This is a genomic window from Streptomyces sp. NPDC058326 (assembly GCF_042879855.1).
In the GTDB taxonomy this organism is placed as follows: Bacteria; Actinomycetota; Actinomycetes; order Streptomycetales; family Streptomycetaceae; genus Streptomyces.
Map to the genome: position 1 here is coordinate 501,955 of NZ_JBHVZO010000001.1, position 14,655 is coordinate 516,609.

At 72.6% G+C, this 14,655-nt stretch carries 13 protein-coding genes and 1 tRNA gene; 1 reads left to right on the top strand and 13 read right to left on the bottom strand.

Going from position 1 to position 14,655, the window contains the following annotated elements; translation table 11 throughout:
- Positions 1–12 precede the first annotated feature (12 nt).
- The 3 genes from ACFVYX_RS02130 to ACFVYX_RS02140 all read right to left on the bottom strand — a co-directional run bounded on the left by ACFVYX_RS02130 (position 13) and on the right by ACFVYX_RS02140 (position 4,702).
- Positions 13–606 (bottom strand): lytic polysaccharide monooxygenase, encoded by a 594-nt coding sequence (locus ACFVYX_RS02130; RefSeq protein ID WP_389679345.1) that lies wholly within the window; start codon positions 604–606, stop codon positions 13–15.
- Positions 607–734: 128 nt separating this feature from the next.
- Complete coding sequence (locus ACFVYX_RS02135; RefSeq protein ID WP_389679346.1) at positions 735–2,261, bottom strand: SPFH domain-containing protein; 1,527 nt, start codon at positions 2,259–2,261, stop codon at positions 735–737.
- Between the two features lie 1,064 nt (positions 2,262–3,325).
- Positions 3,326–4,702, bottom strand: a complete 1,377-nt coding sequence (locus tag ACFVYX_RS02140; protein WP_389679348.1) for a peptidoglycan-binding protein — start codon at positions 4,700–4,702, stop codon at positions 3,326–3,328.
- Between the two features lie 181 nt (positions 4,703–4,883).
- Here ACFVYX_RS02140 and ACFVYX_RS02145 point away from each other — a divergent pair.
- Positions 4,884–4,957: transfer RNA gene (locus ACFVYX_RS02145), tRNA-Lys, on the top strand.
- A gap of 70 nt (positions 4,958–5,027) precedes the next feature.
- Here the strand turns inward: ACFVYX_RS02145 and ACFVYX_RS02150 are convergent.
- The 10 genes from ACFVYX_RS02150 to ACFVYX_RS02195 form a co-directional block, all read right to left on the bottom strand.
- Positions 5,028–5,690 (bottom strand): class F sortase, encoded by a 663-nt coding sequence (locus tag ACFVYX_RS02150; protein WP_389679349.1) that lies wholly within the window; start codon positions 5,688–5,690, stop codon positions 5,028–5,030.
- Complete coding sequence (locus ACFVYX_RS02155; RefSeq protein WP_389679350.1) at positions 5,687–6,328, bottom strand: hypothetical protein; 642 nt, start codon at positions 6,326–6,328, stop codon at positions 5,687–5,689. Before ACFVYX_RS02155 ends, ACFVYX_RS02150 begins: the two co-directional genes overlap by 4 nt.
- A gap of 73 nt (positions 6,329–6,401) precedes the next feature.
- The gene (locus ACFVYX_RS02160; RefSeq protein ID WP_389679351.1) at positions 6,402–7,181 is read right to left on the bottom strand and encodes an HAD-IIA family hydrolase; all 780 of its coding nucleotides are present in this window, start codon (positions 7,179–7,181) and stop codon (positions 6,402–6,404) included.
- Positions 7,182–7,290: 109 nt separating this feature from the next.
- Complete coding sequence (locus ACFVYX_RS02165) at positions 7,291–8,829, bottom strand: alkaline phosphatase family protein (protein WP_389679352.1); 1,539 nt, start codon at positions 8,827–8,829, stop codon at positions 7,291–7,293.
- Positions 8,830–8,957: 128 nt separating this feature from the next.
- Positions 8,958–10,016, bottom strand: coding sequence for a 2-aminoethylphosphonate ABC transporter substrate-binding protein (locus ACFVYX_RS02170; RefSeq protein ID WP_389679353.1), 1,059 nt, complete (start codon positions 10,014–10,016; stop codon positions 8,958–8,960).
- A 26-nt stretch (positions 10,017–10,042) separates the two neighbouring features.
- On the bottom strand, positions 10,043–10,840 hold the full coding sequence (locus ACFVYX_RS02175; RefSeq protein ID WP_389679354.1) for an ABC transporter permease: 798 nt from the start codon (positions 10,838–10,840) through the stop codon (positions 10,043–10,045).
- Positions 10,827–11,717 (bottom strand): 2-aminoethylphosphonate ABC transporter permease subunit, encoded by an 891-nt coding sequence (locus tag ACFVYX_RS02180; protein WP_389679355.1) that lies wholly within the window; start codon positions 11,715–11,717, stop codon positions 10,827–10,829. The genes ACFVYX_RS02175 and ACFVYX_RS02180 overlap by 14 nt, the downstream gene beginning before the upstream one ends.
- Positions 11,707–12,762 (bottom strand): ABC transporter ATP-binding protein, encoded by a 1,056-nt coding sequence (locus ACFVYX_RS02185; RefSeq protein ID WP_389679356.1) that lies wholly within the window; start codon positions 12,760–12,762, stop codon positions 11,707–11,709. The genes ACFVYX_RS02180 and ACFVYX_RS02185 overlap by 11 nt, the downstream gene beginning before the upstream one ends.
- Entirely contained in the window at positions 12,759–13,451 is a 693-nt protein-coding gene (locus ACFVYX_RS02190; RefSeq protein WP_389679357.1) for a phosphonatase-like hydrolase, read from the bottom strand. Before ACFVYX_RS02190 ends, ACFVYX_RS02185 begins: the two co-directional genes overlap by 4 nt.
- 5 nt (positions 13,452–13,456) lie before the next feature.
- Positions 13,457–14,578 carry a TIGR03364 family FAD-dependent oxidoreductase gene (locus ACFVYX_RS02195; protein WP_389679358.1) on the bottom strand — a complete coding sequence of 374 codons (1,122 nt, stop codon included), beginning with the start codon at positions 14,576–14,578 and terminating at the stop codon, positions 13,457–13,459.
- Between the last annotated feature and the right edge of the window lie 77 nt (positions 14,579–14,655).

The window sequence follows — 14,655 nt, forward strand, 5'->3', positions numbered from 1 at the left end:
CCTGGCCTGCCGTCAGAACTTGACGTCCGAGCAGGCGTAGAACGCGTTCGCGGTGTCCGCGACCGTCCACACCGCCAGGATCAGGTGACGGCCGGTCTTGCCCGCCGGGATCGTCCCGGAGTGCGAGAGGGTCGCCGGCGGCTGCTGACTGTTGTAGGGGACGGTCAGGAACGGCTGGGGGTCGAGCGCGGCCCGGGTCAGCTTCTGCCCCGGGTTCCAGCCGTTCTTGGTGATGTAGTACCGGAAGTCGGTGGTGCGGTGCCGTGCCGTGAACTGCCAGCGGAAGCTGTAGCTCTGCCCCGCCGTGAGCCGGGTGGCCGGCCACGCGCCGCCCCGGGGGTCGTCGAGCTGGGCGAACTGCGTGAGCCCGGCCGAGCAGATCTTGCCGTCGGCGGGACCGGCGGCGGGGAAGCCCTTGAGGCCCTCGACCGACTGCGGCTCCCACTGGATGGGGCCGCAGTTGGTCACGGTGCCGTTGGCGCAGAGCTTCTGGCGGCTGATCGGCGCGTCGGTGTAGCCGTGACTGCCGGCGCTGCCGGAGGCGAAGAGGGTGGCGCCGGCGACGCCGAGCGCCACCACCGCCGCCCCGAGTGACTTTTTGCGCATGCTGTCGCTCCAGGAGAACGTGGGGGAGTTCCGTTGGGCCGTGCGCGCGCGTGCGGGTCGTGCGAGTCTGTCATTTTGGTCTGGACCAAGTACCAAGGTATGGACGGAAGTTGAACATGTCCATCCCCTCACACCCCCTCTACAGGACCCGTCCGACCCGTGTAGAACGCCACCGTCAGATCCTTGACCAGCGCCTTGCGCTCGTAGTCGTCCAGCTCCACCAGACCACGACTGGTCAGCCGGTGGACCACGTCGTCCACCGCGTCCACCACCGAGGTCAGCACACTGTCCCGGTGCTTCGCGTCGATCGCCGCGATCCGACGCCTCCGCATCGCAGCCGCCACCTCCGGCGCGTACTCGATCCGCGTCGGCTGCGCCGAGAACACGTCCACCCCGACCGGGGCGCACTCCGCCGACAGCATCCGCGTCAGGGCCTCGCCGACCGCCTCCGCGTCCCGGAGCGTCGGGGCGTCCTCGTGGAACGCGTCCGCGGGAAGCTGCGAGAGCACCCGGGCCATCGCAGCCTCCACCTGCTCCCGCAGGTAGTCCTCGTGCCCGTCGACACCGAGCGCCGCCCGGACCGTGTCCCGCACCCGCCACACCACGAGCACGACGACGTCGAGCGCGGTGCCCTTCGCGTCCACCGCCGACAGCGGCTCACTGCGCCAGTGCCGGAGCCGTACGTCGACCCTGCGGCGCAGCAGGAGCGGGCTGACCCAGAGCAGGCCCGTACGGCGGACCGTGCCGCGGTAGTCGCCGAACAGGGTCAGCACCCAGGCGTAGCCGACCCGGCCCCGGCTGAGACCGCCGAACGCGAACAGGGTGAGCACCACACCGAGCGCGAGGAGCGCCCACTGGCCGAGATGGATGCCGTGGTACGGGCGTTCCGGCAGCCGCAGCATCCGCGCGGCCTCCGCCGGGACCGCCCCGGTCCACCACACCACCGCCGCGCACCCCGCAAGCGCGAGGGCCCCGCCAGCCACCCCGACCCATCCGGGCAGTACCGGCCCCGACCGCTCGACGAGCGCGGGGTCGGCGGTGGGGGCGGGACGGGAGGCCGGCGCGGTGGCCCTGGCGTGAGCCCTCCCGGTCCGCGCCTTGACCTGCGTCCCGGCCTGTCCCTCCGCCTGCCCCTTGGAGCCGGGCTCGGGCACGACCCCGGTCTGGCCCTGCACCTTCGACGGGGCCGGGATGGCGGGCGCGCGGCCCTTCCCCGGCAGGGTGGGCGCGGCCATGGCGACGGTGTCGGGCCCCCCGTCGTCGTCACCCGCCGCCAGGGGTACGACGGTCCCCGGCTCGTCCCGGAAGAGCAGATGCACCGGGATGGAGCCGGTGGTCTCGGCGCCGATCACGTTCTTGCGCCGCGCCACCCGCGCGACGGCGGCGACGGGCACGGCGACGGTACCGACGCGCGCACCGGCGATGGACCCGAAGTCGGGCAGGGGGTCGTGGCGCTCGGCTGTCGGCTCCGGAGCGCCGGAGGGGAGTGCGAGGTCGACGACCGGCCGGGCGGCGGGCTTGCCGCCGGGCTCCCGCGGTTCGACGGTTCCGGTGCGCGTACGGGCGGCCCCTTCGGAGCGGTTCGCCGGCGCGCCGTCGGCGGACCCGGCCGGCCGGCCCTGGGAAGCGCCCGCGGTGCCCGCCGGGATGACCACCGACAGTCCGGACGCCCCTGCCGGCCGGTCCGGCGAGCTGCCGGACGCGGGCGCGGCCGGGCGAGCCGGCGACGTGCCGGAGGCGGGCCCTCCCGACTGCGTCGGCGACGCGCCGGAAGGTCCCGCCGCCCCGGCTGCCGCCGTACCGGCGGTTCCGGCCGAGGCACCGTCGCTCCGGCCCTGCGTGGACGGCCCGGCCGAGGCACCACCACTCCCGCCCGGCACAGACGGACCGGCCGAGACGCCGCCACTCCCGCCCGGCACAGACGGACCGGCCGAGGCATCGCCACTCCCGCCCGGCACAGACGGTCCCGCCGAGGCACCACCACTCCCACCCGGCACAGACGGACCGGCCGAGGCACCACCACTCCCGCCCGGCACGGACGGCACCGGCTCCCGGCCCCGCGCGGGCCCGGCCTCCGGACTCCCGGCAGCCCCGGACTCCCCGTCCGGCGATGACTCCTCTACTCCGGCCGTGTCCGGACCCGGCACACCGCCCGTGGCGGACGTCGGCGCACGGCCCACGAGGGAGCCCGCCTCGCCCGCGGCGGGACCGGAGGCCGGACCCCCCGAAGCGCCGGCCGCGCCGGGCGGCGCCGCCGTACCCGCGGCAGCCGCGCACACACCTCCTCCCCCGCCGGCCGCGGCACCGCTCACGGCGGAGGCCGCCGTGTCGGCTCCGGCGGGCGTCATCGCGGCGGGTGCGTGCGTGCCGCCGCCGGCGGGAACCGCGCCGTCGCCGGAGCCCGGCGACTCCCCACCACCCCCGGCCTGAGCTGCCGGGGTGCCCTCGGCGAGCGGTGTCGCGCCCGGCGACTCCCCGCCGCTCCCGGCCGGGGTCACCGCCGTGTCCCCGGGGGCGGCCGGTGTCCGTGTCTTCTCCTGTTCCGTCGGCGTTCGTGCCGGCGGGGTGCCCGGGGGCGAGCCCTGGGAGGTCGCGCGGGGGAGCGTGCCGTCCGTCAGGCGTCTGGCCGTGCGGGCCGCGTCTCGGGAGGCCGCCGCACCTGAGTCCGCGGGGTTCGGGGTCGATGCCGTCATTCGGGGTCCACCTCATGCTCTCGGGGTCATCGGAACAAGCGCCGCCAGGTCTCCGGGCCCGGGTAGCCGTCGGCCGCTGCGCCGCGCCAGCCCTGTGCCCGCTGGAACGCCTCGACGTTGCGGCGGTCCGCCTCCGTCCAGCGCGGACCGGGTCCCGACAGGTAGTGCTTGCCGAAGCCCCGCTTCACCAGTTGTTTGCCCAGCTTCTCCACATATGCGTTGGATTGGCCCGGACGGAAGGAGCCACGCCCGGGAAATCCCGTCGCATGCGCACTCGACCCGCCCGAACCACTCGAACCGCCGATGCTCTTCCCCTTGCCGGTGACGAGCAGCTGCCATGTGTCCGGGCCAGGCAGGCCGTCCGCCTCCTTGCCCTTCCAGCCCTGGGCCAGCTGGAACGCCCGGGTCGCGCGCCGGTCCGCTTCGCCCCACTTCGGGCCGGGTCCCTGGCTGTAGTACTTCTTGCCGCCGCGTTCGACGAGGAGCCTGCCGAGCTGGGTGATGTGCGCGTTGTTCGCGCCCGGACCGAACATGGCCACGCCGGGGTACGGCGTCGCCGTGGGCGCCGCCCCGCCGCCGGTCCCGCCGGTGCCGCCTCCACTGACGACACCCTTGTAGCGGTAGGCCACGTACCGGTTGGCGTTCTCCCAGTACGCCATCGGCGTCGGCTGCTTCCGCGTGCGCGGCTTGGTCTGCTCGTAGGCGACGTAGGCGGTGTGGGTGTAGTCGGTCCAGCCGCCGAAGATCGTGACGTGCGAGCCGCGCGTCGGGTTGGCCGGGTTATGGAAGAGCAGGATGTCGCCGGGCTGGAGTTCGGTGCGTTCGATCCGCTCGGCGAAGCGGTCGAGGCTGCCGGTCCACTCGTTGCTGCGCAGGTTCCAGGCCATCGAGATGTAGCCGGAGCAGTCCTGGCGGTAGCCGTCCGACCAGTACTTCTCCATGGAGTACGGGACCTGGGCGGACACCCACAGCTTGGCGCGGTTGATGATCTCGGCCCGGGAGGTCCGCCGCAGCGTCGCCGCCGAGATCTGACTGTCCGTCGGGGACGCGATCGGTGAGGGCTGGGAGCCGGGGCCCGGCGCACCGTGCAGCGGCGCCCGTCCTCCCTGCGGGGTGTCGGCCCCCGCGTCGGCCGGGGTCCGCGTCACCGCCCCGTCCGTCAGGTCCGCCGGGGTGAGCGGGCCCGTCGGCGGCGGGAGGGCCGTCGCCGCCCCGGCACCGCCCCCTCCCAGGACCACGCCGGCCGCCGTCACCAGGACCAGGGCCCGGCGGGCGCCGTGGGCGGCGGGGTGTCCGCCCGCCCGGACGGGCAGGCCAAGCGCGAGGTCACGCCGCTGTCGGGCGCACCCCGGGCAGCCGCAGTCGGCCGCGGGTTCGAACTCCTCGAAGACCGGCACGCTCATGGAATCCCCTCCACACTCGTCAAGATCTTTTGACCCTTGGTTTTGGGCGAGTGTCTCAACTGTCTGGCCACATCGCATTTTGACGGATTAAAGGGTCTATACGACCATTCGACAGGCCGGTGGTGACCGGTATTGGTCGGAAGCACACCCGCACGTCGGGTAGAGTTCTCTCTGTCAGCAGGCGCCGCTAGCTCAGTTGGTTAGAGCAGCTGACTCTTAATCAGCGGGTCCGGGGTTCGAGTCCCTGGCGGCGCACGCAGAGTCAAGACCCCCTCACCGATGGTGAGGGGGTCTTGGTCGTTTTCCGGCCTTGTTTCCTCTCGGCCTACCCCGTCAGATACGCCGAGACGACCACGTTCGCCGTGTACGCGCCGGTCGCGCGGTCGAAGGTGCCGCCGCAGGTGATCAGGCGGAGCTCGGCGCGGTGCGCTTCGCGGGCGCCGTAGACCTTCCGGGCGTCGAAGTGCTCCCGGGGGTAGACCTGGACGTCGTCCACGGTGAACGCGGCGACCGATCCGTCCGTACGGGTGACGCGGACCTCGGCGCCGGGCCGGGCCGCGCTCAGTCCGTAGAAGACGGCCGGCCGGGTGTCGGTGTCGACGTGGCCGACGAGGAGGGCCGGGCCGGCCGCGCCCGGCGGAGTGCCGGCGCCGAACCAGCCGACCGTGTGCGGCGTCTCGTACGGCGGCGGTTCGATCGCCCCCGTGGTGTCGAGGCCGCGCGCCACGACGGGCGCGCTGATGCCGAGGGAGGGTATCTCGATCCGCTGGGGTGCGACGGGCGGGAGCGGGTCGCGGGCCGGGGGCAGCGCCGCGCCGAGCGGCCGGCCGACCGCGGCGATGTCACCGGTGGTCGGCGCGGAGCTGCCCCCGGGGCCCTCGGCGGCCTCGCGGCCCCAGAGCCAGAGCCCGGACAGGAGCAGCGCCCAGGTCACGCCGGTGACGAGTCGCCCGTTGCCCGCCGGGCGGGTTCCGGACGGCACCGTCACTCCTGGCCCGTACCGGAGCCGTCGGCGCGGCGGCGGGAGCTGCGGAAGGCGACCGCGACGGCGGCGACGGCGGCCATGCCGAGGCCGAGCAGGGTGTACGGGGTGCCGAGTCCGCTCTCGCTCGTGGTCTGGGCGACGCCGGGGGCGGCCGGTGCGGCGAACGCGGCGGTGCCGCCGCCCGCGCGGACCGGGGCGACCGGGCTGACGTGGTGGCTCGGCCGGTGTTCCGGCTTGTCCGTGGGCTTGTGCGTCGGCTTGTGCGTCGGGTCCTGGGTGGGCTTCCGGTGCTCGACCCGCACGGTGCCGGCGTCCGGGTGGTCGTGGCCGTCGCAGGTCACGCCGACCTTGTACGTGCCGTCCCGGAGGCCGGACCTGATCGTGGTGTCGCCGAACAGCGGGGAGCCCCCGCCGTCCCGGCCGGTGAGCTCCGCGTCGGCGACGAATGCCGGGGACTTCACGGCACCGGTCGTACCCTTGCAGCCCTGGACGCGGACGTCGACGTCCGCGCCCGGCTCGGCGATGGAGGGGGTGACGGTGACCTTCACCCCGTCGTGGGCGTACGCGCCACCGGCGGCGGGTGCCAGTGCGAGTACGAAGGCCGCCCCTGCGGCACGGAGAGCAATGGGACCTGAACGCATCGTGACCTCCTGATAGGGGCAGGTTCACCCGGATCCGCACTGATCGCATCCGCAGGGGACGGGCGGGCGGCCCTTACACGCGGTCGACGATGTCCGCGATCGACGGGACGATCTTCGAGGGGCGGAAGGGGAAGCGGTCGATCTCCGCCTGCGTCGTCAGGCCGGTCAGCACCAGGAAGGTCTGCATGCCCGCCTCCAGACCGGCCAGGATGTCGGTGTCCATCCGGTCGCCGATCATGGCGCTGGTCTCGGAGTGGGCACCGATGGCGTTGAGACCGGTGCGCATCATCAGCGGATTCGGCTTGCCCGCGAAGTACGGGTCCTTGCCGGTGGCCTTCGTGATGAGCGCGGCGACGGAGCCGGTGGCCGGCAGCGGGCCCTCCAGGGAGGGGCCGGTCTCGTCGGGGTTGGTGCAGATGAACCGGGCGCCGGCGTTGATGAGGCGTACGGCCTTGGTCATCGCCTCGAAGGAGTACGTACGGGTCTCACCGAGCACCACGTAGTCCGGGGCGTGGTCGGTGAGGACGTAGCCGATGTCGTGCAGCGCGGTGGTGAGACCGGCCTCGCCGATGACGTACGCGGTGCCGCCGGGGCGCTGGTCGTCGAGGAACTTGGCGGTGGCGAGGGCCGAGGTCCAGATGTTCTCGACGGGGACCTCCAGGCCCATCCGGGCGAGGCGGGCGTGCAGGTCGCGGGCCGTGTACATCGAGTTGTTGGTGAGGACCAGGAAGGGCTTCCCGGTCTCCCGCAGCTTCTTGATGAACGCGTCGGCGCCGGGGATCGGCACGCCCTCGTGGATGAGGACGCCGTCCATGTCGGTCAGCCAGGATTCGATCGGCTTGCGCTCTGCCATGGGTGCGGGACTCCTGCCGTACAAACGTGCGGTGTGCTGGGGGCGCCGCGACAGCGCTGTGGCGACGCCCCCAAGCCTAGTCAGGATGTCCTGATCCTGACCCTGTCGTTCAGGACGCGGTGACCTTGACCCCGTCGATCGTCCAGTACCAGTTGTTGGCGCCGGTGTAGCGGAAGCGGAAGCTCACGCTGGAGGCGCCGGCGGGGACGGCGACCGTGAGGGACTGCGGCTTGGAGATCACGTCGGCCGTGTAGCTCTTGACCACGGTGGGCGTGCCCCCGTTGAAACTCGCCAGGACCTGGGCGGACTGGGCTCCCTCCTGGCGGTAGAAGGTCGTGAAGTCCAGGGTCACCGAGGACGACCCGGAGACGCCGTACGCGGGGGTCACCAGGGTCGAGTCGTACGTACCGGAGAAGGCCTTGTCGGCCCACTCGTCGGAGTCGGCGACGGCGAACACGCCCCGGGCCCGGACGTTGAGCTCGCGGGACTGGTCGCGCTGGGAACGGGACCAGAACTCGTCGGTGGCGAAGGACCAGCCGCGCCACTCGGTCATGCCACCGGTGCCCATGGCGTTGTTGATGACGGACCAGCCGCTGGGCGCGGTGTGGGTGAAGCCGAGGACGCCGGCGGGGATGCCCGTCTCGTCGACACGGCCGGAGAGGGACCCGTGGAGCGCGTCGAAGGGGTCGGTGGAGCGCTCCTGGATCGGCTTGCCGTCGAGGCCCCAGGACGGCGCGGGGGTGATGCCGAGCTGGTGGAAGACGGTGGCGGCGACATCGACGAGCCGGGTGTCGATGGGCCGGAGCCCGGCGGCGATGCCGGGGCCCTGGGCGAGGACGAAGGTGCGCCGCTCCTCGATGGCGGAGCCGCCGTGGCCGCCGCCGTCGGTGTGGCCGTGGTCGGTGGTGACGATGACCGTCCAGCGCTCGGTGGCGTACGCGGGGCGGGCCTTGATCGCGGTGAGCAGCCGTCCGAGGTAGCCGTCCTGGACGTCGATGGCGTCGAGGTACTTCTGGCTCGCGGCGCCGTAGCTGTGGCCGGCCGCGTCGGTCTCGCCGAAGTAGACGAAGAGGACGTCGGGGTTCTGTTTGCGCAGGATGTCCTCGGTGATGTCCGTGATCACGAGGTCGTTGACGGCGTAGTCGTTGTTGTAGACGAGTTTGGCGTCGGCGCCCGGGGTGACGGTGCCGTGGGTGTCGAGCTCGGGCCAGTCGACGGCGGCGAAGAGGGAGAGCTCGGGGCGGATCTGGTGCAGCCGGGCGAGGAAGCCGGGGTACTGGCCGTAGTTCTTGCCGGCGAAGCTGTTGTCCCTGACGCCGTGCTTGTCGGGCCAGACGCCGGTGGAGATCGTGGACCAGCCGGGACCCGACGAGGTCACGGCCATCGGGTTGGCATAGAGCAGGGAGCGGCCGAATGTGCCGTTCGCCATCAGGGACTTGAGGTGCGGGGCCTTCGCGGCGTCGATCCGGTCGTACCGCAGGCCGTCCATGCCGACAACGAGCACCTTGTCCTTGCTGGTGCCGTTGGGGAGCGTGGGCGAGGCGGCCGCCAGGGCGGCGGGGGCGGTGGCGAGTCCGGTGGCGGCGACGGCCGCGGTGGCACCGGCGGCGGCGAGCACGGTGCGGCGGGAGATGCCGGTGAGCGGCATGTCGGAGTCCTCCGTCAGGGGGTCGGTGTGAACACACGCCAACGCCCCTGAATACTCAGGGGCGTTGGTCCGTACCCGTTATCCTTCCGCGATGCACCCGGAGCTTTCCAGAGCCGTGCGGTGAACTCTCAGCTTCCGGTGGCGGACTTCCACGCGTCGACGTACGTCGTGAGGTTCTTGTCGATGTCGGCCCAGTCCGGCTCGAAGACCTCGACGCCCTCCATCAGCTTGGCGAGTGCGATGGCGTTGGCGTCGGTGGCCTTGACGTCCTCGCGGGCCGGGAAGCCGCCGCCGATCGCGCTGACCTCGCGCTGGGCTCCCTCGCTCAGCATGAAGTCGAGGAGCTTCTTGCCGTTCTCGGTGTGCGGGGCCTTGTCCACCAGGCCGGCCGCGTACGGCAGAGCGAAGGTGGTCGGCCTGCCGGTGCCCCTGGCCGGGAACCAGATGCCGAGGTTCGGCATGGACTTGGACTGGGCGAAGTTCATCTGGACGTCGCCGTTGGCCACGAGGAGTTCGCCCTTGTCCACCTTGGGGGCGAGCTTGGAGGTGGAGGAGGACGGGCCGACGTTGTTGGCCTGGAGCTTCTTCAGGTACTCCATCGCCGGTTCCTGGCCGCCGAAGTCGTGCATCGCCTTGATGAGGACGGCGGTGCCGTCGCCCGCGACACCGGGGGTGGAGTACTGGAGCCTGTTCTCGAACTCCGCGCCGAGCAGCTCCTCCCAGGTCCTCGGGGCCTCGGCGAGCTCCTTCTTGTTGTGGATGAAGCCGAAGTAGTTGTTGACGACGGAGGTCCACTTCCCGTCGCCGGACTTGTCGCCACCGTCGACCCGGTCGGCACCCTGGGGCTCGTACGGCTGGAGCAGGCCCTTGGAGTCCGCCTGCTGGATGAAGGGGGGCAGGGTCACGATCACGTCGGCCTGGGTGTTGCTCTTCTCGCGGAGGGCGCGCTGCACCATCTCCCCGGAGCCGCCCTCGACGTACTTGACCTTGATGCCGGTCTTCTTCTCGAAGTCGGCGAAGACCTTGTCGTACCAGCCGTCTCCGGCCTCGCCTTTGAGGCCGTCGGCGCTGTAGACGGTGACGGTCTTCTCGTCGGACGCGGCGGAGGAGCCTCCGCAGGCGGTGAGGGTGACGGCGAGGGCGAGCGCGCCGGCGACGGCGGCGATCGGCTGGGCGTACGTGCGCATAACGTTGTTCTCTCCTCAGACGGGCCTCAGCGGAAGGAAGCCCTGGTACGGACACGGGAGACGGCGAGCAGGGCCAGCAGGGTCGCGGCCATGAGGACCACGGCGAGCGCCGATCCGGTGAAGAGGGAGCCGCGGTCGGTGCGGGTGAAAATGAGCACCGGGAGCGGCGTCCAGTCCGGCGGGTAGAGCATCATCGTGGCGCTCAGCTCGCCCATGGACAGGGCGAAGCAGAGCCCTGCGGCCGCGTTCAGGGACGGCAGCAGGAGCGGCAGCTTCACCCGGAGCAGGACGTACGAGGGGCGGGCGCCGAGGCCGGCCGCCGCCTGCTCGTACATCGGGTCGAGCCGTACGAGGGCGGCCGAGACCGACTGGTGGGCGAAGGCCGTGACGAGGACGGTGTGGGCGAGGATCACGATCCAGTGGGTGCCGTTGAGGAGCACCGGCGGCTGGGAGAACGCGACGAGGACGGCGAGGCCGACGACCACGGACGGCACGGCGACCGGCAGCATGAACAGGGCGTCGAGGATCCTCTTGCCCCGCTTCCCCAGGGCGGCCCCGGCGAGCGCGGCCCAGGTGCCGACGGTCAGCGCGATCAGGCTCGCGGTGACGGCGGTGACCAGGCTGGTGCTGAGCGCCTGGAGGGACTCCCCCCGCACGGCCGCCGTGTAGTGCGCGGTGGTCGGCCCCGAGGGGAAGGCGCCGGACCAGTTCGTGGAGAACGACGCGGCGACGATGACGAGGAGGGGCAGCGCGAAGAGCGGGACGAAGAGGACGGCGAACCCCGCCCACAGCGCCCATCTGCCCGTACGGCTATGCACCAGCACGGCGGCTCACCCCCCGGTAGAGGACGTAGAGGCCCACGGAGAGGGCGACGTTGACGACGGCGACGACACAGCCGGCGGCGTAGTCGGATTCGAGGATCGCCTTGCTGTAGACGAGCATCGGGAGGGTCGTGACGCCTTTGGCGCCGGTGAAGAGGACGATCCCGAACTCGTTGAGGCACATGACGAGGACGAGGCTGCCGCCGGCGGCGAGCGCGGGCAGCGCCTCGGGCAGGATCACCTGCCGGACGATCCGCAGCGGCCGCGCGCCGAGCGAGGAGGCCACCTCCAGCTGGGCCGTCTCCATCTGCGAGAAGGCGGCGAGCAGCGGCCGCATCACGAACGGGGTGAAGTACGTGATCTCGGCGAGGAGGACGCCCCACGGTGTGGTGAGGAACCGGAAGGGTCCCGAGGGGTCGCCGGTGACGTCGGTCCAGACGCCGTTGGCCATGCCGACCGTGCCGTAGAGGAAGAGCAGGGCGAGCGTGATCAGGAACGACGGGAAGGAGAGGAAGACGTCGATGAACTTCGACACCGCCTTCCCGCCGGGGAACGGGACGAACGCGATCACGACCGCGAGGACGAAGCCGAGGACGAGACACCCGACGGTGGAGGCGACGGCGAGCCACACGGTGGTGCCGAGGGCCTCGCGGAAGGACGGGGAGGCGAGGACGTCGGCGTAGGCGCCTGGGGCCAGGGACTCCTGGACGACGAGGGCGAGCGGATAGAGGAAGACGAGGGCGAGGACGGCGACGGGCGGGAGGGCCCAGACCCAGGTGGGGAGCCGCCGTTCCGTACCGGTTGCGGGCAGGCGTTCCGCAGGGGCGGGAGCGCCCGTCGCGGGGCGCTCCTCGACGAGGCCTGGAGCCCTACCGGCCATCGTTCACCCCCGCCGCCAGCAGCACCGCGTCCTCCGGCGCGAAGTGCAGCGTCACCTCGGCCCCGAGCAGCGGCGTCTCCCGCAGCTCGCGGACGTCCGCCTTCACCCGGTGGCCGCCGACCTCGACGTACAGCCGGTGGGTGGAGCCGCGCCACTGGACCTCGGAGACACGGCCCCGCAGCGCGTTCGGCCCGTCGCCGAGCCCGACCAGGTGCGGGCGGACGCAGAGGGTGGCGCCCGCGCCGGGGGCCGCGTCGTCGGTGGCGACCTTCAGCTCGGTCCCCTCGAAGGCGACGCCCTCCGTGCCGACCGTCACCGGCAGCAGGTTCGCGTTGCCGACGAACGACGCCGTGAACTCCGTACGCGGCCTGCGGTACAGGTCCTGCGGGGTGCCGCAGTCCTGGAGCCTGGCCTTGTCCATGACGGCGATCCGGTCGGCGAGGGTCAGCGCCTCGACCTGGTCGTGCGTGACGTACAGGATCGACACGTCGGGCAGCTCGCGGTGGAGGCGGGCCAGTTCGGCGAGCATCCCGGAGCGGAGCTGGGCGTCCAGCGCGGAGAGCGGCTCGTCGAGGAGGAGCACCTTGGGCCGGACGGCGAGCGCGCGGGCGATGGCGACGCGCTGCTGCTGGCCGCCGGAGAGCTCCCGGGGGTACCGGCGTGCGTAGGCCGCCATGCCGGTCATCTCCAGGGCTTCGGCGACCCGGCCGGGGATCTCGCCCTTGGGGGCTTTCCGCGCCTTCAGGCCGAAGGCGACGTTGGCATCGACCCGCAGGTGCGGGAAGAGGGCGTACTGCTGGACGACCATCCCGATCCCCCGCTGGTGCGGCGGGAGGCGGGTGACGTCACGGTCGCCGATGAGCACCCGCCCGGAGGCCGGCCGCACGAATCCGGCGACGGCCCGCAGCGCGGTGGTCTTGCCGGAGCCGGAAGGCCCGAGGAGGGCCATGACCTCGCCGGGTTCGACGGTCAGGTCGAGCCGGTCGAGGACGGTGGTGCCGCCGTACGCGACGGACACGGCGTCGAAGCGGATGCCGCTGGTCATGCCTCGAACTCCTGGAGCAGCGCCGGGAGTTCCGCGACGGAGGCGAGGACGCGGTCGGCGCCGTGCTCGGTGAGCGCGGTCGCGCCGTGGGCGCCGGTCAGGACGCCCGCCACGATCCCGGCGCCGGAGCGGACGCCGCTGAGCATGTCGTACGAGGTGTCGCCGGCGACCACGATCGCGCGGACGTCGTCGACGGCGCCGGTGCGGAGGAAGGCGGCGAGAACCATGTCGGGGTACGGGCGGCCCCGGCCGCCGGCGTCGGCCGGGCAGAGGGTGAGGCCGACGAGGTCGCGCCAGCCGAGGGCGTCGAGAATGGCGTCCTGGGTGACCCGGGCGAAGCCGGTGGTGAGGACGACGGTCCTGCCCTGCTCCGTGAGCGTGGCGATGGTCTCGGCGGCGCCCGGGACCGGGGCGACGCGGCCGTCGGCGACGAGTTCGCCGTAGGCGTCCTCGAAGGCGAGGTTGGCCTTCCGGGCCCGGTCCTCGTCGCCGCCGAGGAGGTGACGGAAGACGGAGATCTTGGACTCGCCCATGGTGGCGCGGACGTGGTCGATCATCGTGGCGGGGTCTTCGCCGAGGCGTTCGGCGGCGAGGGTGAAGGCCTGCTCGACGAGACCGTCGTCGGCGACGGTGGTACCGGCCATGTCGAGGACGACGAGGCCGTGCTTCGGCTTGCTCAGGGTGCTCATGCGGTTCACCAGCCCAGTTCGTTCGCGGTCGTCTCGGCGATGGCGGGCGAGCAGGTCATGCCCCGGCCGCCGGGTCCGGTCACCAGCCACACGCCGTCGCGGACCCGCTGGCGGTGGACGACCCGGCTGGTGTCGGCGCACTGCGCGTACACCCCGGCCCAGCGCCGCCTGATCTTCGGCAGCGGGCGGCCGAGGAAGGACTCGACGACGCGGGTGAGGTGCTCGTAGGGGTCTTCGAGGGTGTCGAAGGCGAAGGGGTGCTCGTACTCGTGGGTGTCGCCGATGGTCAGTCCGCCGTCGAGGCGCTGCACCATGAGCAGCTGCATCTTGTGGGCGGCCGCGGTGGGGTCCTGCGGCTGCGCGGCCCGGAGCGCGTCGAGCGCCTCGGAGGCGTAGGCCGGGTAGTAGCGGAAGGAGTCGGCGTCGGCGACGGAGGTGGTGAGCGGCTCGCCGAGGGGCTCGGTCTGCATCATCTGGAGCCGGACGCGGCGGACGGGTATCTCGCCGGCGACCTCGCGGACGAGGCCGGAGAGCCAGGCGCCGGTGCACAGGACGACGGCGTCGCCGGTGTGGATCTCGCCCCGGTCGTCACGGACGGCGTTCTCGCCGACGACGTCCCGCACCTCGCGGTTCGGGAGGAACGTGTACGCCCCGGTGGCGAGCAGCGCCTCGCGGAGGGCGAGCTGTGCGAGGCGCGGCTCGACGGCCGCGTCCCGCTCGCACCAGAGCGCGGCCCGGAACGCGCCGCGCAGGGCCGGGTTGATCGCGCGGGCCTCGTCGGCGGTGAGCAGCTTGTGGCCACGGGCGGCGGCGTCGGGGCGGGCGGCGGCGGCCTCGGCGACGGCGAGCTCCCGCTCGTTCCGTACGGGGGTGAGGGAGCCGATGGGCCGGAAGCCGAGGCCGGGGACGCGGGCCCCGATGCCCTCCCAGAGTTCGCGGGCGCGGAGGGCGGTGTCGAGCTCCTCGCCGCCCGCCCGTCCGCTCACCCAGATCTGGCCGAAGTTACGGAGGGAGGCTCCGCGCGCCTCGGCCTCGCGCTCGATGTGTACGACCTCATGGCCGCGTTCCACTGCGTGCCAGGCGTGCATGGTTCCCACCACGCCGGCTCCTACGACGATCACCTTCATGCCGATGACGGTCGCGGCGGCGGGTGGCCCGGACGGGGCGGGTGGACGACGGGACGGTTAACAAACCGACAAGCTTG

Bases quoted from the DNA above. Each gene is read 5' to 3' on its own strand.
- ACFVYX_RS02170 (WP_389679353.1), bottom strand. From the start codon at position 10,016: ATGCGCACGTACGCCCAGCCGATCGCCGCCGTCGCCGGCGCGCTCGCC.
- ACFVYX_RS02160 (WP_389679351.1), bottom strand. From the start codon at position 7,181: ATGGCAGAGCGCAAGCCGATCGAATCCTGGCTGACCGACATGGACGGC.
- ACFVYX_RS02190 (WP_389679357.1), bottom strand. From the start codon at position 13,451: ATGAGCACCCTGAGCAAGCCGAAGCACGGCCTCGTCGTCCTCGACATG.
- ACFVYX_RS02180 (WP_389679355.1), bottom strand. From the start codon at position 11,717: ATGGCCGGTAGGGCTCCAGGCCTCGTCGAGGAGCGCCCCGCGACGGGC.
- ACFVYX_RS02195 (WP_389679358.1), bottom strand. From the start codon at position 14,578: ATGAAGGTGATCGTCGTAGGAGCCGGCGTGGTGGGAACCATGCACGCC.
- ACFVYX_RS02155 (WP_389679350.1), bottom strand. From the start codon at position 6,328: ATGCGTTCAGGTCCCATTGCTCTCCGTGCCGCAGGGGCGGCCTTCGTA.
- ACFVYX_RS02185 (WP_389679356.1), bottom strand. From the start codon at position 12,762: ATGACCAGCGGCATCCGCTTCGACGCCGTGTCCGTCGCGTACGGCGGC.
- ACFVYX_RS02130 (WP_389679345.1), bottom strand. From the start codon at position 606: ATGCGCAAAAAGTCACTCGGGGCGGCGGTGGTGGCGCTCGGCGTCGCC.
- ACFVYX_RS02140 (WP_389679348.1), bottom strand. From the start codon at position 4,702: ATGAGCGTGCCGGTCTTCGAGGAGTTCGAACCCGCGGCCGACTGCGGC.
- ACFVYX_RS02165 (WP_389679352.1), bottom strand. From the start codon at position 8,829: ATGCCGCTCACCGGCATCTCCCGCCGCACCGTGCTCGCCGCCGCCGGT.